Raw genomic sequence first — 23440 nt, forward strand, 5'->3', positions numbered from 1 at the left:
TATCCTTCCTTAAACGTAACGCTGGGGCAACGAGACGCTCACCCGCGTACCGTGGGTACAAGAGATGGTTAGCGTCCCGCCGAGCGCCGACACGCGTTCGCGCATTCCGGTCAGGCCGAAGCCCTGCTGGTGAGAGCCCGGCGGCAGGCCGCTGCCGTCATCCTCAATCACCAGCATCAGCCGCTCATCCTGCTGCCAGCCCTGGAGCGTCACCGCGCTGGCATTGGCATGTTTTACGATGTTATTCAGCCCTTCCTGACAGACGCGAAACAGCGTCACGCGCTGACTTTCACTTAGCGCCGTTTCGTCAATTCGCCAGTCGAGGTGACTGACAATACCGCGGCTTTCCAGCTCCATTTCGCGCAGCAGCGAACGGATGGCCTGCGCCAGCGTTAAGTCGTCTAGCTGGCGCGGGCGCAAGCGCCCCAGCAGGCGACGCACGGCGTCATACACGCCCAGCGAAAGCTGCTCGATAAGTTGCCCGCTCTGCTTCACGCCGCCGTTATCCGCCGCCAGTCGTTGCACAATGCCCGCCAGGGTTCGAATCGCGGTGATGGTCTGTCCGATGTCATCGTGCAGCTCACGCGCAACATCGCGCCGTACGCTCTCTTCGGTCTCCAGAAGACGCTCCGCCAGCCGATGGTTGCGCGCCAGCTCCTTTTGCAGCGACTGGTTCAGCTCGCGCAGGCGCTGAATGCCCGCGCCAAGCAGTAGCCCGGTCAGGCTTTGCGCCAACAGCGAAAGTAATAAATCGACGGGATGATCGTGCCAGGTCTGGCTGGCGATCAGCGCGATAGCGTTCATCAGTGTGGCAATGAGCGCGCCCTGCCAGCCATAATGCCAGGCGAGCGCGATAATCGGCAACGCCAGGCAGAACGGCGTGAAGCGCGAAAGTTCAGCAGGTAACCCCAGTTGCAGCCACAGACTGACGATAAACAGCAGCAGATACCAGATCAGATGCCGCCCGCGCCAGTTTACCGGCTGCGATACCAGCGATGGTCCCAGCGGCAGCCAGGTAGTGCTGGTGAGATAGTGCCAGAAAACCAGGCAGATGGGGGCCAGCGTCAGTCCCCCCGTGAGGGTCAGCAGTAGCGCGTTCCATGCCGCTTCCCCCTGCCCCAGCCAGGGCAGGGATTGCAGTAGCGCCGCGGCGGTGAGGGCCGCGCCCTGAAGCAATAACGTGCGCCAGTCGCGCTGATGGCGGTAACGAGAAGTCAGCGCCACGGGCAGTAGCGTCAACACACCACCGATCATCAAAAGCGGCAGATGGGCCAGCGCAACTTCCTGCGCCAACCAGTACACCAGCAGCCACTCCGCGCCCAGCAATACTGGCCAGTATCCGCGCGGGCATTGCAGCATAAGTCCCAGGCGCAGGCCGAAGGGAAAGAGTAGCGCCGCCAGCTCCGGGCGCTCTACCAGATGCAGGCTGATGCTCCACAGGCAGAACCACGCGGCGGAGAAGATAAAAAAGCAGGCAACAACGGTGATTAAACGGGAAAAAAAGGTGTTCATTACCAACCGTCAAACATGCGATGCGCCAGTTCAACGTCATTGCTGACGCCTAATTTTTCCAGCAGATTCGCGCGATGGACATGCACCATTTTTGGCGACAGCCCCAGCTCGGCGGCAATCTCTTTTACCGCCATACCCTGGGCGAGTTTTTCCTCCACCTGACGCTCGCGTTTGGTCAGCGGATCTTGCCGACCCGCCGCCAGTTTCACGGCAATATCGGGGGTCAAATAGCAGCCGCCCGTCGCCACCGTATGCACCGCGGCGATCAGCTCATCCGGACTACAGCGTTTAGAGAGAAAACCGCGCGCGCCGGCGTTCAACGCCTGTTCCACCAGCGCCGGGCTATCGTGAACCGAGAGCATGATCGTCGCCATCCCTTTTGGCAGTTGGCTTAGCAGCTCCAGTCCGGAAATATCCGGCATCGAGATATCGCAGATACACACCTGTACGCCGCGCCCCGGCAAGCCTGCCAACGCTTCGCGCCCGGAACCAAACTCGGCGACCACCTGCAAATCGGGTTCCAGCCCCAGTAGCTGTGCAAAGCCGGAGCGGACGATAAGGTGGTCGTCGATAAGGGCAACGGTAATCATGGGTTCATCCTGGCGCTAAGACATGCCTGATGGCGCTGCGCTTATCAGGCCTACGGGCAGGTGCCGTTGTAGGCCGGATAAGGCATTAATGCCGCCATCCGGCAAAAGCACTTACCTTAACGATAAGTGCCTGGGTGTTCAAGCCTTGAGCGGTCAGACAATGCCTGTCGTGACGGTGAACGTCCGGGTTTGCTGCGGTTCCAGTTGAAGCAAGGTTCCATTTCGCTGCGCCGCGAGAAAACCTTCAGGCCGACAGGTCGCGGGCAGGGCAAAGGCGGCAACCTGCTGATCGCCGTTATAAAGAATCCAGCGGGTCACGTAATTCAGCTCCGCGCTGGCGAAACGTGTCACGAACGTGGTGCCATCCGGGGCGATCATACTGAATTCCGGGGTATCCGTGTACTTGTCCAGTTCATCGGCGAAGAACACGATTTCCGGGTCGTAAAAGCCAGGCTCGTTGAGCGTTGCCAGCGAGGCTTCACCCTGCAAAAGTCGTTGATTAAACGCCAGCCACTGCGCCGTGGGTTTGACATGCGCTGGCACCGACTCGCGTAGCTTCAGCGCGGTATCCGGGATATTCTGGCGGAACGTGGCGTTCGGCACATAGGCATAGTTCATGTGGCACATGTACTGTAGCGGCATGGCGACTGAAGCCAGGTTAGTCACGGTCATCTGAATATCAAACAGCGCGCTTGATTTACGCATTACCACCGCAGGTTGCGCCTGATAATGATGACCGAACCCCATCACATACTCGTAGCGCCCGGTCACGCGCAGACTGTCGCCCTCTAACTCCAGCCAGGCGTCGTCCATAGCAGCGCAGGGCATCTCGCCGTGCAGCGGATGTGTATCTTCCGGCGACGGGCAGCCATTCGCCAATAGTCCGGAATGGAAAGCAAAGCAACCATACGTTGCCACCACTTCCGCAGCCGGCTTCGGCTGGCGGAACATGTTGCGCATAGTCAGATCATGACCGTCAAACTGCACGTCCCAAATCATCTGCCCCATCCAGGGCAGAATCACCAGATGACCGCGGCTGTTTTGTATTTTCAGTCCTTCCACGCCGCTGGCGTAACGAAACGCCGTAACCGTAAAATCGTCATTTTCCAGCAAGATACGCGGCTGCTCGCTAAAAAGCTCCCGCCATAATGTAATACGTGTTGTCATGGTTGATCTCCTCAGGACGCGGCGACTTCAGCCAGGTTGCCGCGCACTTTGCTTTCGCGCCAGAAGTAAACGCCAACGTAAACAAAGCACAGCATGGAAACCAGGAATGAGAGCTGTAACGAGTGGAACATGTCCGCCACGTAGCCCTGAATCGCGGGAACCACCGCCGCGCCGACAATCGCCATCACGATGACCGCCCCCGCCATTTCGGTATGCTCGTTATCGACGGTATCGAGCGTTCCGGCATAAATGGTCGCCCAGCAGGGGCCAAACAGAACACTGACCAGCACCGCCACGTATACCGCGCTAAAGCTGGGCGCCAGCGCCACATAGGCCAGGAACAGCGCGCCGATCACAGAGTAAAGGATCAGGACTTTTTCCGGGTTGAAGCGCGTCATCAGAATGTTGGCGATAAACTTGCCGATAAAAAAGCAGGCGAAGCTGTAGACCATAAAGGTTGAGGCATCGCGCTCATTGATATCGCCTAACTCCAGCGCCAGACGAATAGTGAACGACCAGACCGCCACCTGCATTCCCACATACAGGAACTGCGCCACAATACCGCGACGGAAGCGGGCGTTACTGGCGAGATAGCGTAGCGTATCCAGCGCCGAGGGACGTTTATGACTCGCGGTTTGCGCAACTTTACAGGTCGGAAAACGCGTCAGCAGGAACAGTACCATCACCACTACCAGAACCATAATCATGTACTTATAGGGTTCCAGAGTGTTTTCCAGCATCAACACCTTGAAGTTGTGGACTTGCTCGGCATTCATGCCCGCCATCTGTTTTTCCAGGCTTTCCCCTTCGGAAAAGACCAGATACTTACCCAATAAAATGCCTGCCGCCGCGCCGATCGGATAAAAGGTCTGGCTGATATTCAGCCGCAGCGTGGCGTAGGCTTTCGGCCCGATCATCGAACTGTAGGTATTCGCCGCCGTTTCCAGGAAACTCAGGCCAATCGCAATGGCGAAAATCGCCGCGAGGAACATGGTGTAGGTCGCCATGTGCGACGCCGGAAAAAAGAGCGTACAGCCGACAATGTATAGCGTCAGGCCGATAAGTATCGCCACTTTATAACTGGTTTTTTTAATGACCAGCGAGGCCGGAATAGCAATTAAAAAATAACCGCCATAAAAGGCGCTTTGTACTAATGCCGAAGCAAAGTTGCTCAGCGAAAATACACTTTTAAATTGCGTAATCAGAATATCATTTAACGCGGCTGCGCATCCCCATAACGGGAATAAACAGGATAACAAAATAAACTGGAACAGAGGTGTCTTATTCAGATACCCGTCGGGCATCTGAACGATGTTTTTATCGTTCATAGTGCTACCTTTAACAGTGCAGGGTGATTGTTATTCGTTCAACGAAAGATACTCATTAAATTGCTCAATGCTTGGATAAGAGGATTGGGTGCCTTTCCCGGTGACGCTGAAAGCGGCAAAGAGGACGGCTTTTTTCATGGCGGCTTCCACATCCCCGCTCTGGACGTAGTAATGCGCGAAACAGCCGATAAAGGCATCGCCCGCGCCGCTGGTATCAACAGCGTTCACTCTAAACGCCGGAACATGGACTTCCTGGTCACGCGTCATCCACAGCGCGCCTTTCTCGCCCATGGTGACAATAATATTGTTCAGCCCTTTATCTACCAGCGAACGTGCCGCTGCGCGAATATGGTCATAGGTATCCACTGGCATACCGGTTAATATTTCCAGCTCGGTTTCATTAGGTACAAAGAAATCGCATTTACAGGCATAAGACATATCTAATTCCCGTAATGCTGGCGCAGGGTTTAATAACACTTCAATCCCGTGTTTCTTGCCAAATTCTATTGCGTGATAAACCGTTTCAAGCTGAACTTCCAGTTGCAGAACAATAAGCTGGCATTTTTTTAAATCTTCCGCCGCGCGATCGATATCTTCCGGCGAGAGAAACTTGTTAGCGCCTTTGATGATCAGAATGCTGTTGCTGGAGTTGGCGTTGACGAAAATCGGCGCTACGCCGCTGCTGGTACACGGTACTTTTTCTACATACGTCGTATTGATCCCCCAGGATTCGAGATTACGAATGGTGTTGTCGGCAAAAATATCGTCGCCCACTTTGGTCAACATCAATACTTTTGAATTGAGCTTAGCGGCCGCCACGGCCTGGTTCGCCCCTTTTCCGCCGCAGCCGATTTTAAACGCCGGCGCTTCCAGAGTTTCCCCTTCTTTGGGCATCTGGTTGGTGTAGGTGATAAGGTCCACCATGTTAGAGCCAATAACCGCGATATCCATTTTACTCCCTCTCAGAAATCGTCACACGACAATGATATTAAAATAACATTATCATGTTACTTCCGTATCATTTGTGACTATGATCGCGATTAGAGGATCATTTTGCCATTTACTTCGTGAACAACCCCTGGCGGAACAAATCATTTTTAGGGTTACAATTTACTGAAAATTAACTATTTATTGTTATAAAACGCGAATAAACCCACTTTTATTTCCTGACGGCCAGACGTATAGTAGTGCCACACTGTAATGTTCTCAGAAACACATAAATGTTACTGATGGAACATAACAACATGATTTGCGGAGAGGGTGAATGGAGACCAAGCAAAAAGAACGTATCCGACGCTTGATGGAGTTACTGAAAAAGACCGATCGAATCCATCTGAAAGACGCCGCGCGGATGCTGGAAGTTTCGGTGATGACCATTCGCCGCGATCTCAGCCAGGATGATGACCCTTTACCGCTGACGCTGCTCGGCGGCTATATCGTCATGGTAAATAAGCCTGCGTCTTCAACCAATATGCCGCTGCCGGCGAAAAAGACGCATCATCGGGACGACCTTCCCGTTGCGATCTTGGCCGCCGGCCTGGTGCGTGAAAACGATCTGGTTTTTTTTGATAACGGTCCGGAAATGCCATTAGTCATCAGCATGATACCGGATGATATTACCTTTACCGGGATTTGCTACTCGCATCGGGTATTTATCGCGCTGAATGAAAAGCCTAATGCCACAGCGATTCTGTGCGGCGGCACCTATCGGGCCAAGAGCGATGCCTTTTATGATGCCAATAATCCTTCGGCGCTGGATTCGCTTAATCCGCGCAAAGTGTTTATTTCCGCCAGCGGCGTACATGAACATTTTGGCGTGAGCTGGTTTAACCCGGATGATCTTGCCGCCAAACGTAAAGCGATGGAGCGCGGTCTGCGCAAAATTTTGCTGGCGCGTCACGCCCTGTTTGATGAGGTCGCGCCTGCCAGCATTGGTCCGCTTTCTGCCTTTGATGTCCTGATTAGCGATCGCCCATTACCGACAGATTATGCCGTTCACTGTCGGAATGGTTCCGTCAAAGTCATCACGCCTGATTCGGAAAGTGAATAACTTACTCAAAAAAGACGGCAATTTTATTGAACATGGTGGGATCGGACTGGTTTCGTACCACCTTCGCCACGTCTTCCAGTTTATCGATCTGACTTATCATCTGTTCAAGCCGCTGATCGTCATTGACCAGAAGCCAGATGCGGCTCTGATCGCTACCCTGAATCGGTAAACAGAGAATACCCTCAACGTTGAAAGCGCGTCGGGCGAACAGCCCGCAGACGTGGGTCATCACGCCAGGATGGTTGCGAACGGTCAGCTCCAGAATAACGTTATCATGTGATTGTTTCTGCATGGCTTATTCCCCCACCATCTCTGTATTTGCCGCACCCGGCGGCACCATCGGATACACTTTTTCTTCTGCATCAATGCGCACGTGGATCAACGCCGGTCCAGGACGACGAATGATAGCCTGCAACGCCGCCTGTGGATCGGCTTCGTTATTCAAATCACAGGTGTCCAGACCAAACCCGGCGGCAATCTGCATAAAGTTGATGCTTCCCGGATAGGTTGCCGCAAAAACGCCCTGTTTATAGAACAGACTCTGTTGCTGATGCACCAGTCCCAGCGCGTCGTTATTCATCAGGATGATTTTCACATCCAACTGGTTTTCGCTGGCGGTAGCCATCTCCTGAATATTCATCATCAAACTACCGTCGCCGGAAAAACACAGCACCTTGTTGCCCGGATTCGCCAGCGCCGCGCCAATCGCCGCGGGCAGACCAAACCCCATGGTGCCCAGCCCGCCGGAAGTCAGCCACTGACGCGGACGGTTGAGCGGATAAGCCTGCGCGGTCCACATCTGATGCTGACCTACGTCAGTGGTAATAATCGCGTTGTCGTCCACACAGGCTGCGACCGCGTTAATCAGCCCATAGTGACTAAGCGGGTTATTTTCCTGGGGAATACCGCAAGGGAATTCTTGCTGCAAGTCCGCCACCAACTGATGCCATGCTTCCCGCGGCTGTGCCTCGATATGGGGAATTAACTGTGCCAGTACATCATCGACATCCGCCTGAATAGCCACATGCGGCTGCTTAATTTTGCCTAACTCGGCGCGATCGATATCCACATGGATGATTTTGGCGTTCGGACAAAACTGCTCCGTTTTGCCAATCGCCCGGTCATCAAAACGCGCGCCCAGAACAATCAGTAAATCGGCCTCTTGCAGAATAAAATTGGTACTGCGCGCGCCGTGCATTCCCAGCATTCCTAACGACAGCGGATGCGCCTTAGGCAGCATTCCCAGCGCCATTAAGGTCATTGTCGTCGGCAGTTGCGCTTTTTCCGCCAGTTCGCGCACGCGTGTCGGCGCATTGATCACGCCGCCGCCCAGATACAGCACCGGACGCTTCGCCGCGTTAATCATTGCGGCGGCCTCGCGGATACTCTCCGCGCTAAACTCCGGCGGGGGTGATTTTTCCGCCGGCGACGGCAACGCATCCAGCTCAATGGTCGCCGTCTGCACATCTTTAGGAACGTCTATCCACACCGGGCCAGGACGCCCCGACTGCGCCAGACGAAAAGCATCGCTCATCACCTGAGGCAGCTCATTGATATTTCTGACCAGATAGTTGTGCTTGGTGATGGGGATAGAGATACCGTAGGTATCCACTTCCTGAAACGCGTCAGTACCGATCATGGACGCCGGAACCTGCCCGGTAATGCAGATTAACGGAATGGAATCCAGGCGCGCATCGGCAATAGCCGTGACCAGATTGGTCGCGCCTGGCCCGCTACAGGCCATACAAACAGCAGGTTTACTCTCCGTCCGCGCCATCCCCTGCGCAATAAACCCCGCGCCTTGTTCGTGGCGCGCCAGAATATGACGGATTTGCGTGCTTTGGCTTAACGCGTCGTAAACGGGGAGGATCGAACCGCCGGGAATGCCGGTGACGATACGAATCCCCTGGCGCTCCAGAAAATGAACTATAAATTCCGCGCCCGTAAAGCGCTGAGGTGTAGATGTTGTGCCCGAACTTGCCATGCTCCATTCCTTTTATTCTGAGCCGACGTTCCGGGAAGGTGTCTTAAACAAAAAACCCCGCCCGGTTTGCGCCGGCGGGGTTTTGGAATCGTGTGTGTTCCGGACCCTACGGCGCATTGCCGACGACCACCACCACACGCACGACGACCACTGCGCGAGATGGCGCAGTTGTTAGTAGGGTCGCGTTCAGCATGGAAGGGTTCATTAGGGGCCTTGTCTGTTTGTTATTAACACGTTTTATACAAGCACAGCGCTTTCAGCATGACAACGGAAAAATTTTCATCTGCACAAAAATGCGTCAGCGATCACATTTTTCTACGAATTTACACGCTTTGAGTATAGGCGTGATAAGCGTAGCGCCCTCCGGTAATCGCCGGGATTGATGATCACGCGTTTCACAATGCCTGAAAACAAAAAACCTCGCCGAAGCGAGGTTCTTACAGCGTAATGCGGGTGGTAGCCGCGAAGCACACTGTGTTATGTCAACAGCAGAAGTATACGCGTTCTGTGCAGAACGCGCAATTTCGGCGCGAATTTTGATGAATTTGAGTATGGATCAGAAGCTCCGTTCTGTCTATAAATTACTGTTCATTTATACAGCACTTAACTATAATGTCTTTGACACAATGTGTTATGCGGGGGCCGCATCGTAAACCGGCGCAACGAAGTCCTGGCTGAAACGGGTGGTGCCGTCAGCGCCTTAACCCCCTCGTGAGCACACTGTGTTATGTCAACACGCACACTATTCCTCGCAAAAGGGATCGCGTGCGCAACAGCTGGCAACAGGCAGCGGAAAGGTACGTCGGCTGGCAGTGCTCCTTAACCACAGGAGACGCGTATGAGCGTAGTGGATATCACCATTCTTATCCTGAAACTCATTGTTGCAGCACTGCAACTGCTTGATGCTGTTCTGAAATACCTTAAGTAATTCAGATTCAAGCCGCACCGAAGGGGAGCGGGCAACCGCTCCCCTTTCACCTTATCCGCTGGTCTTTCGCTTCCCGGGTATGTTACGTTTTTATGACACCCTCAACGACGCCTGATGCTATGACCCTTTCCGTTTTCTGCATTTTGCTGTTCGCCGCGCTGCTACATGCCAGCTGGAACGCCATTGTCAAAGCGGGAAACGATAAGCTCTACGCCGCGATCGGCGTCAGCGGTTCCGCGGCGGTCATGGCATTGATCCTTTTGCCCTTCTCGCCGCAGCCAGCTCACGCCAGTATCCCTTTTTTAGCGGCCTCTACCGCGCTCCAGGTGGTGTATACCGTCCTGGTGGCGAAAACCTATCAGGTCTCGGACATGAGCCAGACCTATCCTCTTATGCGCGGCACCGCGCCGCTGCTGGTGGCGCTCATTAGCGTTCTGTTTCTTGGCGACAGCCTGTCGTCGATGGCCTAGGTCGGCATCGCAGTGATCTGCATGGCGATACTTGGGATGGCCTGTAATGGCCGCGCCAGCTCTCAACGTGGTGTCGTGCTGGCATTAACTAACGCCTGTTTTATTGCCGGATATACGCTGGTGGACGGGACCGGCGTAAGACTCTCCGAAACGGCGCTGGGCTATACGCTATGGTCATTTTTTCTCAACGGCGCCTGCCTGTTAACTTGGGCGATGATTGCGCGGCGGCGGGAAGCGTCGCGTTATCTGGCGCAACAGTGGAAAAAAGGCATTTTTGGCGGGATTGGCACTATGGGATCTTATGGGCTGGCGCTATGGGCCATGACCCAGGCGCCGCTGGCGGTGGTCGCCGCGCTGCGTGAGACGTCGATTTTATTCGGCGCGCTGATAGCCTGGCTGTTGCTTAAAGAGAAAGTGGCCGGGCTACGTCTGGTGGCGGCGGGCGGGATTGCCCTCGGGGCGATTTTACTCCGTCTGTCATGATTGCCCAATAACAGCTGCAGACGTAACACATTCTCGGCAACATTTGTTGCCGCTTTTGTTTACATATCCTGCCGTTCCTTCGTCTGCCATTGCTGGTTGCTGTCTGGCCTTCTTTTTCTGGTGTGATAGATTCCTCTCGCATTTATGGGAATGCGCAGCAAGTTATTCTTATTTTTTCTTTTTTTGAAAAGTAATCAGCGAAATGAAAAGGCAGAGAAACGTCAATTTGTTGTTGATGTTGGTGTTACTGGTGGCCGTAGGGCAGATGGCGCAAACCATTTATATTCCCGCCATCGCCGATATGGCACAAGCGCTAAACGTCCGGGAAGGCGCCGTCCAGAGCGTAATGGCTGCTTACCTCCTGACCTACGGCGTCTCGCAACTGTTTTACGGCCCGCTTTCCGACCGGGTTGGGCGCCGCCCGGTAATCCTCGTCGGCATGTCTATTTTTATGGTAGCGACTCTGATCGCCATGACCACGCATAGTTTGACGGTGTTGATTGCCGCCAGCGCCATGCAAGGGATGGGAACCGGCGTTGGCGGAGTAATGGCGAGAACGCTCCCGCGCGATCTGTATGAAGGAACGCAACTTCGTCATGCCAATAGCCTGTTAAATATGGGGATTCTGGTCAGCCCGCTGTTAGCGCCGCTGATTGGCGGCCTGCTGGATACCCTGTGGAACTGGCGCGCGTGTTACGCTTTCCTGCTGGTGCTTTGCGCTGGCGTCACCTTCAGCATGGCGCGCTGGATGCCGGAAACCCGCCCCGCCGGCGCGCCGCGTACGCGGCTGATCGCCAGCTATAAGACGCTGTTTGGCAACGGCGCATTTAACTGTTACCTGCTGATGCTAATCGGCGGGCTGGCTGGCATTGCGGTCTTTGAAGCCTGTTCCGGCGTGCTGATGGGAGCAGTATTAGGTCTCAGCAGTATGGTGGTAAGCATTCTGTTTATTCTGCCGATTCCGGCGGCGTTCTTCGGCGCCTGGTTTGCCGGACGCCCGAATAAACGCTTCTCAGCCCTGATGTGGCAGTCAGTTATTTGCTGTCTGCTGGCAGGCCTTATGATGTGGATTCCCGGCTGGTTTGGCGTGATGAACGTCTGGACGCTACTCATCCCCGCTGCGCTGTTTTTCTTCGGCGCCGGGATGTTATTTCCACTGGCCACCAGCGGCGCGATGGAGCCGTTTCCGTTCCTCGCAGGCACCGCTGGCGCGCTGGTCGGCGGGCTGCAAAATATTGGTTCCGGCGTACTGGCGTGGCTTTCGGCAATGCTGCCGCAAACCGGTCAGGGCAGTCTGGGATTGCTGATGACCCTTATGGGATTGCTGATCTTGGCGTGCTGGCTGCCGCTGGCGTCACGGATATCGCATCAGGGACAGACGGTTTAACATTCCCCTCGCCCGGCTTTTTGCCGGGCGTTTCACATTCCGGCGCGATCATCGCATTGAGCAGGGGCTCCTGCGCCGGACGCCACGCTCCTTCTTCGCCGTCATAAAACTGAGTGTCCGCGTTTATCGCATACGGAATATGCGCTTTTTTCAGCTCGCAGGCCATAAAACGGGCAAACGCGAACTGTGAAGCGATCGGCGTCATTTTTATCGACTCTCCCGGCGCCCATCCGCCCACCCAGCTTGCATGGCCGGTCTTATGCTGCCAGCGAACCGCGGCATTAATCCGTGCCCGAATCGCCGCTTTTTCCGCCGTCGTGCCTGACGTCCACGGATATTTACCGCCGCTTTTCAGGGGTCCCCACGGGAAGATGTGCCACTCCGCCAGTACATAGTTCTGGCTTTGCGCCGGCAGTTTAAGCGCCGATAAATCCTCCGGCGCGGCGCGCATGCGGGGGGCAACGAAAATCATCCGCTGTGGGTCAATGGCGTGAATCAGGCGGATGGTTTTGTCATATACGCGATTCAGCGACGCCATATTATGATTAAGTTTGTCGGCAGGCTCATAAATGAGATCGAACCCCAGAAGCGGGGATGTCTGACCAAAATAGCGCGCGACCACGCTCCACCAGTTGATCAGCTCCTTTTCATGGCTGGCGCTGGGATCGGTTTTATACGCATCCGCCTGATAGGCAATAATGGGTATGACGCCATAGTATTCGCAGGCCTCTACCAGCTTACGCAAATGGATGAGGCGCGCTTCCGTCGGCGCGCCTGCCACACGAATACGGACATGCGTTAACCCTTTTGCCTTAAAATCCCGCACGACCAACGGATCAAACTCGCGAATACCCCGTTCCGTTCGCGCCCAGTCAACATCCATCCCAACGCCAAGCTGCTGCGCATAGCGCGCCGCCGTCAAAGGCATCGGTTTCGCATAGACGACCGCGCTGGTCAGTATGAGAGAGGCAATAAGCGGTTTAAACACGACGCCCCCTAAAATTTTTACCACGGTGATAGCACGTATTTAGCATATTCACTCCCGGCAGGTGTAGCGGCAAAGCGTAATAAATCTTCACACCTGTTCCTGCAACCAGCGAATAAATGCCTCGATTTTCGGCCACTGCCTGCCAGGCAGAGTGGTGACATAATAATGCTGATGACATTTCAGTCTCATGTCACCAAAAGGCGCAATCAGTTCACTGCTGTCGAGACGCTTTTGCACCAGTCGTTTACGTCCCATCGCCACGCCAATATGGTTCATCGCGGCAATCACCGCTAAATCAGAACGATCGAAGCCAATGCCGGATGAATCCGGCAAATTTACCGCAAAATGCTGCGCCCAACTGTGCCACTCATCGGTGCCAGAATCGTTACTCCACGCCTGTCTGTCGTGTAAGAGCGTACAGTGCCGCAGGTTATTCAGGTTGTCCTGCAAGGCGAAACGACGGGCGTAATCCGGGCTGCAAACGGGCAAAATCGCCTCATCCATTAAAAAATGGTGCGTGAGCTGCGCCGACGGCGCATCGTCAAAATAGATAGCCAGGTCAATGCCGGCACGCTGTAGGTTAACGTTATCGTTGCCGGTCAGCATAGTGAGAGAAATTGACGGATAGCGACGGGTAAAGTCCCCCAACGCGGGCACCAGCCAGCACTGGGCGATAGAGGGGCGTGAATACACGGTCAACGTGCCGGACAGTTCCTGATTTTTGATATCGAGGATTTCCTGATTCAACGTATCCAGCGACGATTTCAGCGCCCAGAATACCCGTTTGCCTTCATGGGTAAGCTCCACTTTACGGTGAGAGCGGACAAATAGCTGGATTCCCAACTCGGCTTCCAGTTGATTGATACGATGGCTTACCGCACTGGGGCTTAACGACAGCTCATCTGCCGCCAGAGCAAAGGACTGGTGTCTGGCCGCGACTTCAAAAGTATAGAGTTTGGATAACTGCCAGCCGTTGAGTAAGCGGTTTCGGGTATCGCGAAGGGGTTCCATGGCAACCTCAGTCATCTTTTAATTTCCCGAAGTGTAAAAAAACGCGCTGAAAAAATCCGCACATAGATGAAGTAAAATGAACCATATCGCAAAATAAAGGCAATATTAGATGGAAATCACATAGTTGATTCAATTTACATCATGTGAATGGCAAATTATATCGTTTGTCAGGGTGTGCTGTTTTTCTGTCCAATAAGAACAGATTAATCACAGGGTAGGTGAGATATGCACGCTCAAATCTGGGTAGTGAGCACGCTGCTGATCAGCATCGTGTTAATCGTATTGACCATCGTGAAGTTTAAATTCCACCCCTTCCTGGCGTTACTGCTCGCCAGTTTCTTTGTCGGCGCGATGATGGGCATAGGGCCGCTGGAGATGGTCACGGCGATAGAAAACGGAATAGGCGGTACGCTCGGTTTTCTGGCCGCCGTTATCGGTCTTGGCACCATCCTCGGCAAAATGATGGAGGTTTCCGGCGCGGCGGAACGCATCGGGCTTACGCTCCAGCGCTGCCGCTGGCTCTCTGCTGACGTGATCATGGTACTGGTGGGGCTGATTTGCGGAATCACGTTGTTCGTGGAAGTGGGCGTCGTGTTGCTCATCCCACTGGCGTTTTCTATCGCTAAAAAGACCCATACCTCGCTGCTGAAGCTGGCCATTCCGCTGTGTACCGCGCTGATGGCCGTCCATTGCGTGGTACCGCCGCATCCGGCTGCGCTGTTTGTCGCAAATAAACTGGGGGCGGATATCGGCTCGGTGATTGTCTACGGTCTGCTGGTCGGACTGATGGCCTCATTGGTCGGCGGCCCGCTGTTCTTAAAGTTTCTGGGTAATCGTCTGCCGTTCAAGCCCGTACCGACAGAGTTTGCGGATCTTGAAGTGCGTGCCGAAAACACCCTGCCGTCGCTGGGCGCAACGCTGTTTACCGTTCTGCTGCCGATTGGCCTGATGCTGGTGAAAACCGTCGCTGAACTGAATATGGCGAAAGACGGCACGTTGTATACGCTGCTGGAGTTTATCGGTAATCCGATCACCGCGATGTTTATCGCTGTCTTTGTGGCGTATTACATACTCGGTCTGCGCCAGCATATGGGTATGAGCGCGCTACTTACCCACACCGAAAACGGCTTTGGCGCCATTGCGAACATCCTGCTGATTATCGGCGCGGGCGGCGCGTTCAACGCCATTCTCAAAAGTAGCGGACTGGCGGACACGCTGGCGGTGATCCTCTCAAATATGCATATGCACCCGATTCTGCTGGCATGGCTGGTAGCGCTGATTCTGCACGCGGCGGTCGGCTCTGCGACGGTGGCGATGATGGGCGCCACCGCGATTGTTGCGCCCATGCTGCCGCTCTATCCTGACGTTAGCCCGGAGATCATCGCTATTGCCATCGGTTCCGGCACCATTGGCTGCACGATCGTGACCGATTCCCTGTTCTGGCTGGTCAAGCAGTATTGCGGCGCTACGCTGAATGAAACGTTTAAATACTATACGACGGCCACGTTTATCGCATCTGTCGTTGCACTGGCTGGCACATTCCTGCTTTCCTTTATCATCTGATCGTAAAGAGACGTACTATGGAAAACATACTAAAGCTCATCGCCCGGTATCCTTTGGTCGAGGATCTGGTCGCCCTCAAAGAAACCACCTGGTTTAACCCGGGCGCCACCTCTCTTGCACAAGGTCTACCGTATGTCGGCCTGACGGAGCAGGACGTAAACGCCGCCCATGACCGTCTGGCGCGCTTTGCGCCGTATCTGGCAAAAGCGTTTCCGCAAACCGCTGCCGCTGGCGGCATAATCGAATCTGACGTGGTCGCTATTCCGGCCATGCAAAAACGGCTGGAAAAAGAGTATGGGCAAACGATCGACGGTGAAATGCTATTAAAAAAAGACAGTCACCTAGCAATCTCTGGTTCCATTAAAGCGCGCGGCGGCATCTACGAGGTGCTAACGCACGCGGAAAAACTGGCGCTGGAGGCGGGTCTGTTAACCACCGACGATGACTATAGCGTGTTGCTTTCGCCGGAATTTAAACAATTCTTCAGCCAGTACAGTATCGCCGTCGGTTCAACCGGCAATCTGGGGCTATCGATCGGTATCATGAGCGCCTGCATCGGTTTTAAAGTGACGGTACATATGTCTGCCGACGCCCGCGCCTGGAAAAAGGCGAAGCTGCGTAGCCACGACGTGACGGTCGTGGAATACGAAGATGATTACGGCGTGGCGGTTGAGCAGGGTCGTAAAGCAGCGCAATCCGATCCAAACTGTTTCTTTATCGATGATGAAAACTCTCGCACGCTATTTCTGGGCTATGCGGTAGCGGGTCAGCGTCTGAAAGCGCAATTCGCGCAGCAGGGACGCGTCGTTGACGCCAGCCACCCACTGTTTGTTTATCTGCCGTGCGGCGTTGGCGGCGGCCCTGGCGGCGTCGCCTTTGGCCTGAAACTGGCGTTTGGCGACAACGTCCACTGTTTCTTTGCCGAACCGACCCATTCACCCTGCATGTTACTCGGCGTTTATACCGGTCTGCACGATGCCATCTCAGTACAAGATATCGGTATTGATAACCTGACGGCGGCTGACGGCCTGGCGGTAGGTCGCGCTTCGGGCTTTGTTGGTCGGGCAATGGAGCGTCTGCTTGACGGCCTCTATACCTTAGACGATCAAACAATGTATGACATGCTGGGCTGGCTGGCGCAGGAGGAAGGAATTCGACTGGAGCCATCAGCTCTGGCGGGGATGGCCGGGCCACAGCGCATTTGCGCCTCCGTCGCGTATCAGCAAAGGCATGGATTCAGTCAGACGCAGCTCGGCAACGCGACGCATCTGATATGGGCAACCGGGGGCGGCATGGTGCCGGAGGATGAAATGGAACAATACCTGGCAAAAGGACGCTAATACTCGCTTAGTGCCGGAAAGACGGCAGCGCCATCCGGCACGCCATCGCCTGATGGCGCTACGCTTATCAGGCCTGTGACGTTAACGCAGCATCGCCATCAACTCCTCCGGCGAGCGATGCTGTTTCAGTAAATCCCGCATCACCCGCATATGCGGCGAGGAGTAGTTAAAAAAGGTCTGGTAGCCCTCGCAAAGCTGATTTTTCCCCTGGCTATCCCGATGCTCAGGGCATCCGCCGCCGCAAAATCGTAATAAAGAGCACTTCTGACATTCAGCGCTTAGCGGCGCCTTGTCCGGCGTTTTAGCGCCATTCCTGCCGCCGCACCACTGCTGTAGCGTCTCATCAAAAAGGCGGACCGAGATACGCTGAATATCTTCACGTACCCAAATATCAAATACGCTATTTAAAAACCGCCCCCAGTCTGCTGAACACAATGAATCCTCGGTCAACATTCCGTTCCGGTCATGTTCCAACAATGGGATAAAATGGACATTGCGAATGCCGAGCCGTTGTAAGTTACGGTACAGTTGCTGAGGGCGCTGGCTATTCTGGCGATTTACGACGACCTGAATCTGGTCATTACTCACGACAATGTCCTGACGTCCTGTCATATAAAATCCCCGATAAATGCAATAAGTTGGCGAATATGGGTAACAGCAAACAGGATTGCGAGCGACAACACCGCGAGGGAGATCAAAAATTTGTCACGCATGACATGAGTTTCGGAAAAATCGCTATGCGCGACATCCATCAAATTACGACTCAGGGTATAACGCCAAAGAATCACCGCCACTATCGCCAGAACGCTGATTGACACCCAGAACAAGAACCCCGCCTGATGCCAGTAGTGCCTGACGGCTAACGCCATTAACGCCCCGTATCCCAGCAGCGTGCGAAACCAGGCCAGCGACGTACGCTCCGGTTGCAGTCCCGGATCGTTCTGCCGACGGGCTTTACGACTATCCGGCATACAGTACCAGCCTCATCACTATCACCGCGACAATCATCAAAATAACGCTGATGATCAACAGGCTATGGGTATAAGGCAAATCCTCTTTCAGGCGCATCGCTTTTTCATTACGTAACCAGCGTAGATAGCCATAAATCGCCAGGCCGCCCGCAAACAGACACAACAGTAGCGCCAGCAGTTCACGGATCACCGGCGTGGCAAAATCCGGGGCGAGCTGATCAAGACCGACGCCTGCCGCCAGAAATCCCAGCGAGGTGCGAATCTACGCCAGAAAGGTGCGCTCATTTGCCAGTGAGAAGCGATAATCCGGCGCTTCTCCGAGGCGGGAAATCTTCATGACGACTCCTTTTACGTTCTTATGTATTCCCGTTCGTTTTCAGAATACCACTCACGTTGTTGCTGATATGCTTCACATTATCCCGCAGCAAGGGAATCTTATTGCAAAATAACTGTAGTTCACTGGTGACGTGTTTCGGCGCAACCGCGCTCATTGCCGCTATTTTTCATTTCAGTTGCGACCTTTTTCAGCGCCACCGCCAGGAAAGGCATTATTGCCGAATTAAAAGCTGAAAAACTACCCGTTGCGACGAAAAAAAAGGCGATGAAGATTGATAACTAACTGAAAAAATTGGAATTATGCTCGTTGCCATTACGCTGATTAGCACGTTCATTGAGGAAAGAGATAAGAAGAAGAGCAGAAGTGTGACCGGTGCGGCGCGCGTTATCCAGCCTGGATTTAACACAGTGCATAGGCCGGATAAGCAACGCGCCATCAGGCGCTAACCCATTCCCCAAAAAATCACCGCCAGCAGTTGTGGCGTGATAATACGCAGGAACATCACTAACGGATAGACGGTCGCGTAAGAGAGCGCCGCCGCGCCGCTGGTGGCATGAAGATTGTTGGCAAATGCCAGCGCTGGCGGATCGGTCATCGAACCGGCCAGCATCCCGCACAGCGTCAGGTAGTTCATTTTGGCAAAAATTCGCGCCAGCAAACCGACGGTAATCAGCGGAATAGCGGTGATGAAAATACCGTAGCCAATCCAGCTTAATCCTTCGCCCTGTGTCAGCGTATCGACAAAATCGCCGCCGGATTTCAGTCCAACGACCGCCAGAAACAAAACGATGCCTAATTCACGCAGCGCGAGGTTGGCGCTCGGCGGCATAAACCAGTACAGCTTACCGATGCTGCCGATACGCCCCAAAATTAGCGCCATGATCAACGGCCCGCCGGCCAGCCCCAGTTTTAACGCGACCGGGAATCCCGGCACAAACAACGGGATTGACCCAAGCAGAACCCCTAATCCGATGCCGATAAACACCGGCAGCATCTGCACCTGCTGGAGTTTTTGCTGCGCGTTGCCGACCACATTGGCTACCGCATCAATCGAGGCAGGACGCCCCACCAGATTGAGAATGTCGCCAAACTGCAGGCTAGCGTCGCTGCTGGCGACCAGCTCAACGCCCGCGCGGTTAAGGCGGGAGATAACCACGTCATAACGCTCTTTAAAGTGCAAATCGCGGATACGTTTGCCGAGCACTTTTTCGTTGGTGATGACCACACGCTCGACACGTAAATCCGTGCCGCGCGTCGACAACGAGGTGTCCACTTCCTTACCGATCACCAGTTGCGCGTTATGCAGGTCGGTAGGTTGGCCGACGAGGTGCAGCAGGTCGCCTGCCTGGATAATCGTCCCCGGCGACGGCACCATCAGCGTGTCATCGCGTTTCAGGCGTGAGCAAATGATTTTATCGCTGTTCAGGATCGGCACATCCTGGATAGCCATATTATTGAGGTTCGGATTCTCGACACGGATATTCATTGTCTGAATTAATGAATGGCCGTTAGCGAGAGAGGATTCGTGCTTCTGCGCCTCCGCCTCGACGTTAACGCGAAAAATCAGCCGCATCAGCCACATGGTGAGCAAAATACCGCAGATGCCAAACGGATACGCCATCGCATAGCTCATCCCCATCTGATCTACCAGATCCACTGGCGTTCCCAGATCGCGCAGGATTTGCTGACCCGCCCCTAACGCAGGCGTATTGGTGACTGCGCCGGAGAAAATCCCCAGCACTACCGGCAGCGGAATAGCGAAAATTTTATGCAGAATCGCGGTGACCAACCCGCCCATAATCACAATCAGAACGGCAAACAGATTCAGACGTAGCCCGGAAACGCGCAGCGAGGCGAAAAACCCCGGCCCCACCTGTATGCCGATGGTATAAACAAAAAGGATCAGGCCGAACTCCTGGATAAAGTGCAGCATATCGCCGCTCAGCGTCACCCCAGCCTGATCGACGAAGTGGCCGACGATAATACCGCCGAACAACACACCGCCAATACCAAAGCCGACACCGCGCACTTTAATGTTGCCGATCCATAAACCGACAACCGCCACCAACGCCAGAACGCTGACCGTCAATGCGATATCACTCATCTCATCTTCTCTTCCCTGTGAGTAACATTTCAATTTATAGGGATTATGACTGAACCGTTAAGGCATATATACAGCATGGCGCACATTCTCATATTACAAAACCGCACAGACGTCCTGACTTCGGCAACGTCTTACCCTTTTTCGTGGCACAAAAAAGCCCCGCCATCTCTGGCGGGGCAAGGCAAGGAGCTTATTAGCTATTTAATGCGGAGCGTTCGTTAATGGCGATACGCTGCGGCGGAATGGTTTCCGGCTCGTTACGGGTTAAATCAATATACAGCAGGCCGTTGGTAAACGTCGCGCCGGAAACTTCCATATTTTCAGCCAGCGTAAAGCTCAGGCTAAAAGGCTGCATGACCAGGCCCTGATGTAACCATTTGGGCTCGTTTTCCGGCTGTTCCGGCGTGCCTTTCACCGTCAGGCGCGTGCCTTCCAGTTGAATATCCAGATCTTCCTGACGGAAACCGGCTAACGCTAAGGTAATGCGATAATGGTTATCGTCGCTTTTTTCGATGTTATAGGGCGGGAAGCTCTGGCTTTCGCCGCTGTTTTGCAGCGCATTGGCCAGCTTGTCAAAACCGATCCATTGACGCAACAGTGGGGATAAATCGTAGTTACGCATAATCATTTCTCCTTCTAAGAAGCGAGTTTTTACCTTCACACTTTACGTGCGAATATGCTCCCTGACGGCGAGCATGGGATGACAGGCCGCGCAACGCGACCCGACGGAATCAGTTAATTTCGATACGGCGCGGTTTGTTCGCTTCCGGAATCACGCGCTCCAGTTCGATATACAGCAGCCCGTTGACCAGGTTTGCGCCACGAACGTGAATGTTCTCCGCTAACTGGAACTTACGCTCAAAGTTACGCTCGGCAATGCCCTGATACAGGTAAGTACGTTCTTTCTGCTCGTCCGCATGAGCGCCTTTTACCACCAGTAAATTATCCTGGGCAGTAATCTCCAGTTCGCTTTCCGCGAAACCGGCAACGGCAATGGCGATGCGGTAGTGGTTTTCGTCTACCAGCTCAACGTTGTACGGAGGGTAGCCGCCATTACTTTGGCTTTGGTTATTTTCAAGCAGGTTAAACAGACGATCAAAACCAATGGCAGAACGGTACAGCGGGGATAAATCAAAGTTACGCATAATCATAAACTCCTGAAATCAGCGAGAATGTCAGACCTTCCATCATGGACAGGCCAGGATTGCCAGAACACCCATCAGGCGTGCCCTTCTATTCACTACGTCTTATAAATGGGTCTGAATACGTACTTTTCAAGTATTTTAATCCGACTTTTTTTTGCAGTTTATTGGCTATTGCATAGACTGGTTGGGACAGCACTGATTGTTAAAGTGCGATTACCGCCACAGTGCCACGTACTGGTGATGTTATTTTTAGCAACGGATCGCTATAACTCATCATGCAAATAACGACAACCAACAGATGAATGAGTGATGATAAAAAACGTGTGGTTAACGCTGATAATATGGAATGGGATGCTTTTATTAGGCGGTTGTTCAAGCGTCATGTCGCACACCGGCGGTAAAGAGGGTACTTATCCTGGCACGCGCGCCAGCGCTACGATGATCGGTAACGATGAGACAAACTGGGGCACCAAATCGTTGGCCATCCTGGATATGCCGTTTACCGCCGTGATGGATACGATCCTTCTGCCGTGGGACATCTTCCGCAAAGACAGTTCGGTAAGATCGCGCGTCGAGAAAAGCGAGGAGGAGACGAAAATGACCAATGCCGTCATCCCCCCGGCGAAGATGCCTCCTCCCTGATTTATCGCCCGGTTTCCGTCACCCATAGCTGACGGAAACCTTTCACCTCTTCCATCCATGCGACGTGTCGCCCATCCGGTGAAAAAACGACGGCGTCCGCAGACGGCGGGTTGTCGTGCCTGGCGGTTAAGAAGTCGATCTTCCCACTTTGTGCGTCGCAGCAGGCAATCCGATTTTCCAGCACCAGTCCCAGCCATTTACCCGACGGATGCCAGTTAAACGCTGACTGTACGCCGGTCGCATGATGCGTTAACTGCCGGGGCTCGCCTCCCTGAGGCGATATCAGCCACAGTTGCGCTACGCCGTTATCGTCCCGCATCAAAAAGGCGATCGCCGTCGCCTGCGGATTACTGCGTACCCAGTGGCGTGGTTCGTTAGTGAGTCCAGGATAAACACGCTGGTGAGTAAAGGTAAGACGCCGCTGAACTACGCCCAACGGCGGCGATGGCATTGTTGATTCGGTTCCCGTCAGCGGCGTGTCGCCTGCCTGTTTCCAGCCGTTTTCATGACACGGTAAATCGACAATAAACAACTCCGGGACTTTTTGGCCCGTCAGCGACAGCGTATCGCCAATAAAGGCGATCTGGCGGTTGCCCACCCAGCCCTCTTCATAGGCGCGGTTAATGTCATCGCTGCCAGGTCTCGGCGCAGGCGTCGTGCGGCTAACCAGTACGCACCAGTGGCTACCGCTGTATTCGCGCGGATGCTGAACTGGCACCGTTACCGGCCCATACGGCGCGGCCACGCCGACATTACGCAGATCCAGCGCCGGATCGCACTCATGCAGAACGTGGTCATTATAGGTAAAACTCACCAGCTCGCCGTTCGGGCTAAATACATGGACGTGGCTGCCGCCGCGCAGCGCGCCGGGAGTATACGGCGCAGTAATATCCATCGCATCGAGGTTAGTCACGCCCCCCGGCGTTGCAATAACGCCCCGACGGTGGTGGAAATCGTAATGCCACGTCTCATCAGGGTTTTCAGGGCCATGAATAAACACATAGTAATTGTCGGCAGGATGCACCGTCACCACACCGACATGCGCGCCCTGCACGGCGCGATAAATCACCTCCACGTCGCCGGTATGCACATTGACACGCTCAATAGTCTTGCCCGTAAATGACGCGCCTGAAGGCCGCACATCAAAGACCAGCCACTGGCTGTCAGGTGTCCAGGTATTGGTGTTGGTAAGCTGGTGATGGCGCGGCGTAAAGGTGATTTGTTTCATGGGATGTCCTGATAAGAGACGATGCTCGTCATCATACTGCACACGGGCTTCACTTTCAGGCTTTAGCGTATCGTTGGGATAGCCAGGCCCGATGGCGCCACGCCACCGGGCCGTCAGGGTCTTATTTCTCCTGCGCCAGCCGGATACTGCGCTCTATCACCGCCCGCCGGGCGTCACCCGCCGGCAGCAGCTTCAGCATCATCTCCCAGGCC

At 54.3% G+C, this 23440-nt stretch carries 22 protein-coding genes, 4 pseudogenes and 1 other annotated feature; of the genes and pseudogenes, 8 read left to right on the forward strand and 18 right to left on the reverse strand.

Features of this window, described 5'->3' with window-relative positions; genetic code table 11:
* Positions 1-9: 9 nt before the first annotated feature.
* From uhpB to rbsK, 5 genes are all read right to left on the reverse strand, one after another.
* Positions 10-1512, reverse strand: coding sequence for a signal transduction histidine-protein kinase/phosphatase UhpB (gene uhpB, locus AAYN39_RS16620; RefSeq protein WP_001091255.1), 1503 nt, complete (start codon positions 1510-1512; stop codon positions 10-12).
* Positions 1512-2102, reverse strand: a complete 591-nt coding sequence (uhpA, locus tag AAYN39_RS16625; protein WP_000633674.1) for a transcriptional regulator UhpA — start codon at positions 2100-2102, stop codon at positions 1512-1514. The genes uhpB and uhpA overlap by 1 nt, the downstream gene beginning before the upstream one ends.
* 153 nt (positions 2103-2255) lie before the next feature.
* Complete coding sequence (locus tag AAYN39_RS16630; protein ID WP_000213217.1) at positions 2256-3269, reverse strand: aldose 1-epimerase family protein; 1014 nt, start codon at positions 3267-3269, stop codon at positions 2256-2258.
* Positions 3270-3280: 11 nt separating this feature from the next.
* On the reverse strand, positions 3281-4597 hold the full coding sequence (fucP, locus tag AAYN39_RS16635) for an L-fucose:H+ symporter permease (RefSeq protein ID WP_000998359.1): 1317 nt from the start codon (positions 4595-4597) through the stop codon (positions 3281-3283).
* Positions 4598-4627: 30 nt separating this feature from the next.
* Positions 4628-5548 (reverse strand): ribokinase, encoded by a 921-nt coding sequence (gene rbsK / locus AAYN39_RS16640; protein WP_000350272.1) that lies wholly within the window; start codon positions 5546-5548, stop codon positions 4628-4630.
* Between the two features lie 313 nt (positions 5549-5861).
* On the opposite strand from rbsK, the gene AAYN39_RS16645 reads away from it, so the two are divergent.
* The gene (locus tag AAYN39_RS16645) at positions 5862-6647 is read left to right on the forward strand and encodes a DeoR family transcriptional regulator (protein ID WP_000448638.1); all 786 of its coding nucleotides are present in this window, start codon (positions 5862-5864) and stop codon (positions 6645-6647) included.
* A 1-nt stretch (position 6648) separates the two neighbouring features.
* Here the strand turns inward: AAYN39_RS16645 and ilvN are convergent, their stop codons facing one another.
* The 3 genes from ilvN to ivbL all read right to left on the reverse strand — a co-directional run bounded on the left by ilvN (position 6649) and on the right by ivbL (position 8836).
* The gene (ilvN, locus tag AAYN39_RS16650) at positions 6649-6939 is read right to left on the reverse strand and encodes an acetolactate synthase small subunit (protein WP_001171826.1); all 291 of its coding nucleotides are present in this window, start codon (positions 6937-6939) and stop codon (positions 6649-6651) included.
* Positions 6940-6942: 3 nt separating this feature from the next.
* Positions 6943-8631: an acetolactate synthase large subunit gene (gene ilvB / locus AAYN39_RS16655; protein WP_000168445.1), complete on the reverse strand. Its 1689-nt coding sequence runs from the start codon at positions 8629-8631 to the stop codon at positions 6943-6945.
* Positions 8632-8737: 106 nt separating this feature from the next.
* Positions 8738-8836, reverse strand: coding sequence for an ilvB operon leader peptide IvbL (gene ivbL, locus AAYN39_RS16660; RefSeq protein WP_001541152.1), 99 nt, complete (start codon positions 8834-8836; stop codon positions 8738-8740).
* Between the two features lie 522 nt (positions 8837-9358).
* On the opposite strand from ivbL, the pseudogene AAYN39_RS16665 reads away from it, so the two are divergent.
* The 4 genes and pseudogenes from AAYN39_RS16665 (at position 9359) to emrD (ending at position 11899) form a co-directional block, all read left to right on the forward strand.
* Positions 9359-9473: pseudogene (locus AAYN39_RS16665) on the forward strand (hypothetical protein).
* On the forward strand, positions 9470-9559 hold the full coding sequence (tisB, locus tag AAYN39_RS16670; protein WP_000117642.1) for a type I toxin-antitoxin system toxin TisB: 90 nt from the start codon (positions 9470-9472) through the stop codon (positions 9557-9559). The pseudogene AAYN39_RS16665 and the gene tisB overlap by 4 nt, the downstream one beginning before the upstream one ends.
* A gap of 92 nt (positions 9560-9651) precedes the next feature.
* Positions 9652-10512: pseudogene (locus tag AAYN39_RS16675) on the forward strand (DMT family transporter).
* A 202-nt stretch (positions 10513-10714) separates the two neighbouring features.
* Positions 10715-11899, forward strand: a complete 1185-nt coding sequence (gene emrD / locus AAYN39_RS16680; protein WP_000828742.1) for a multidrug efflux MFS transporter EmrD — start codon at positions 10715-10717, stop codon at positions 11897-11899.
* Here emrD and AAYN39_RS16685 read toward each other — a convergent pair.
* Positions 11826-12911: a cellulase family glycosylhydrolase gene (locus AAYN39_RS16685; protein ID WP_000238915.1), complete on the reverse strand. Its 1086-nt coding sequence runs from the start codon at positions 12909-12911 to the stop codon at positions 11826-11828. The genes emrD and AAYN39_RS16685 overlap by 74 nt on opposite strands.
* Before the next feature lie 63 nt (positions 12912-12974).
* Positions 12975-13898 carry a DNA-binding transcriptional regulator DsdC gene (gene dsdC, locus AAYN39_RS16690; protein ID WP_010989264.1) on the reverse strand — a complete coding sequence of 308 codons (924 nt, stop codon included), beginning with the start codon at positions 13896-13898 and terminating at the stop codon, positions 12975-12977.
* Between the two features lie 225 nt (positions 13899-14123).
* Here dsdC and dsdX point away from each other — a divergent pair, with 225 nt between their 5' ends.
* On the forward strand, positions 14124-15461 hold the full coding sequence (dsdX, locus tag AAYN39_RS16695) for a D-serine transporter DsdX (RefSeq protein ID WP_000543313.1): 1338 nt from the start codon (positions 14124-14126) through the stop codon (positions 15459-15461).
* A 17-nt stretch (positions 15462-15478) separates the two neighbouring features.
* A complete protein-coding gene (dsdA, locus tag AAYN39_RS16700) occupies positions 15479-16801 on the forward strand; it encodes a D-serine ammonia-lyase (RefSeq protein ID WP_000427786.1) in 1323 nt (440 codons plus the stop codon).
* Positions 16802-16882: 81 nt separating this feature from the next.
* Here the strand turns inward: dsdA and AAYN39_RS16705 are convergent, their stop codons facing one another.
* From AAYN39_RS16705 to ibpA, 6 genes and pseudogenes are all read right to left on the reverse strand, one after another.
* Positions 16883-17413 (reverse strand): radical SAM protein, encoded by a 531-nt coding sequence (locus AAYN39_RS16705; protein WP_000147843.1) that lies wholly within the window; start codon positions 17411-17413, stop codon positions 16883-16885.
* Complete coding sequence (locus AAYN39_RS16710) at positions 17410-17772, reverse strand: DUF202 domain-containing protein (RefSeq protein WP_001113457.1); 363 nt, start codon at positions 17770-17772, stop codon at positions 17410-17412. The genes AAYN39_RS16705 and AAYN39_RS16710 overlap by 4 nt, the downstream gene beginning before the upstream one ends.
* Positions 17762-18109, reverse strand: a pseudogene (locus AAYN39_RS16715) (YidH family protein). Before AAYN39_RS16715 ends, AAYN39_RS16710 begins: the two are co-directional and overlap by 11 nt.
* Positions 18110-18551: 442 nt before the next feature.
* Positions 18552-20213 carry a putative transporter gene (locus tag AAYN39_RS16720; RefSeq protein ID WP_001279783.1) on the reverse strand — a complete coding sequence of 554 codons (1662 nt, stop codon included), beginning with the start codon at positions 20211-20213 and terminating at the stop codon, positions 18552-18554.
* A 193-nt stretch (positions 20214-20406) separates the two neighbouring features.
* The gene (ibpB, locus tag AAYN39_RS16725) at positions 20407-20835 is read right to left on the reverse strand and encodes a small heat shock chaperone IbpB (RefSeq protein WP_001766501.1); all 429 of its coding nucleotides are present in this window, start codon (positions 20833-20835) and stop codon (positions 20407-20409) included.
* A 109-nt stretch (positions 20836-20944) separates the two neighbouring features.
* Positions 20945-21358: a small heat shock chaperone IbpA gene (gene ibpA / locus AAYN39_RS16730; RefSeq protein WP_001532742.1), complete on the reverse strand. Its 414-nt coding sequence runs from the start codon at positions 21356-21358 to the stop codon at positions 20945-20947.
* Positions 21352-21425: a sequence feature (ROSE (Repression Of Heat Shock gene Expression) occurs in the 5'-region of heat shock genes and acts as an RNA thermometer to modulate expression.), on the reverse strand. It overlaps the preceding gene by 7 nt.
* Before the next feature lie 242 nt (positions 21426-21667).
* Between ibpA and AAYN39_RS16735 the strand changes: the two genes are divergently transcribed.
* Complete coding sequence (locus AAYN39_RS16735) at positions 21668-22000, forward strand: YceK/YidQ family lipoprotein (RefSeq protein WP_001675643.1); 333 nt, start codon at positions 21668-21670, stop codon at positions 21998-22000.
* A 1-nt stretch (position 22001) separates the two neighbouring features.
* On the opposite strand, the gene AAYN39_RS16740 is transcribed toward AAYN39_RS16735, so the two are convergent.
* Both AAYN39_RS16740 and AAYN39_RS16745 read right to left on the reverse strand, forming a co-directional pair.
* Entirely contained in the window at positions 22002-23228 is a 1227-nt protein-coding gene (locus AAYN39_RS16740; protein ID WP_000809957.1) for a DUF3748 domain-containing protein, read from the reverse strand.
* A gap of 121 nt (positions 23229-23349) precedes the next feature.
* Positions 23350-23440, reverse strand: a pseudogene (locus AAYN39_RS16745) (hypothetical protein); the annotation flags it as partial.

The organism is Salmonella sp. K21076 (genome assembly GCF_039650795.1).
Taxonomy (GTDB): Bacteria; Pseudomonadota; Gammaproteobacteria; order Enterobacterales; family Enterobacteriaceae; genus Salmonella; species Salmonella enterica.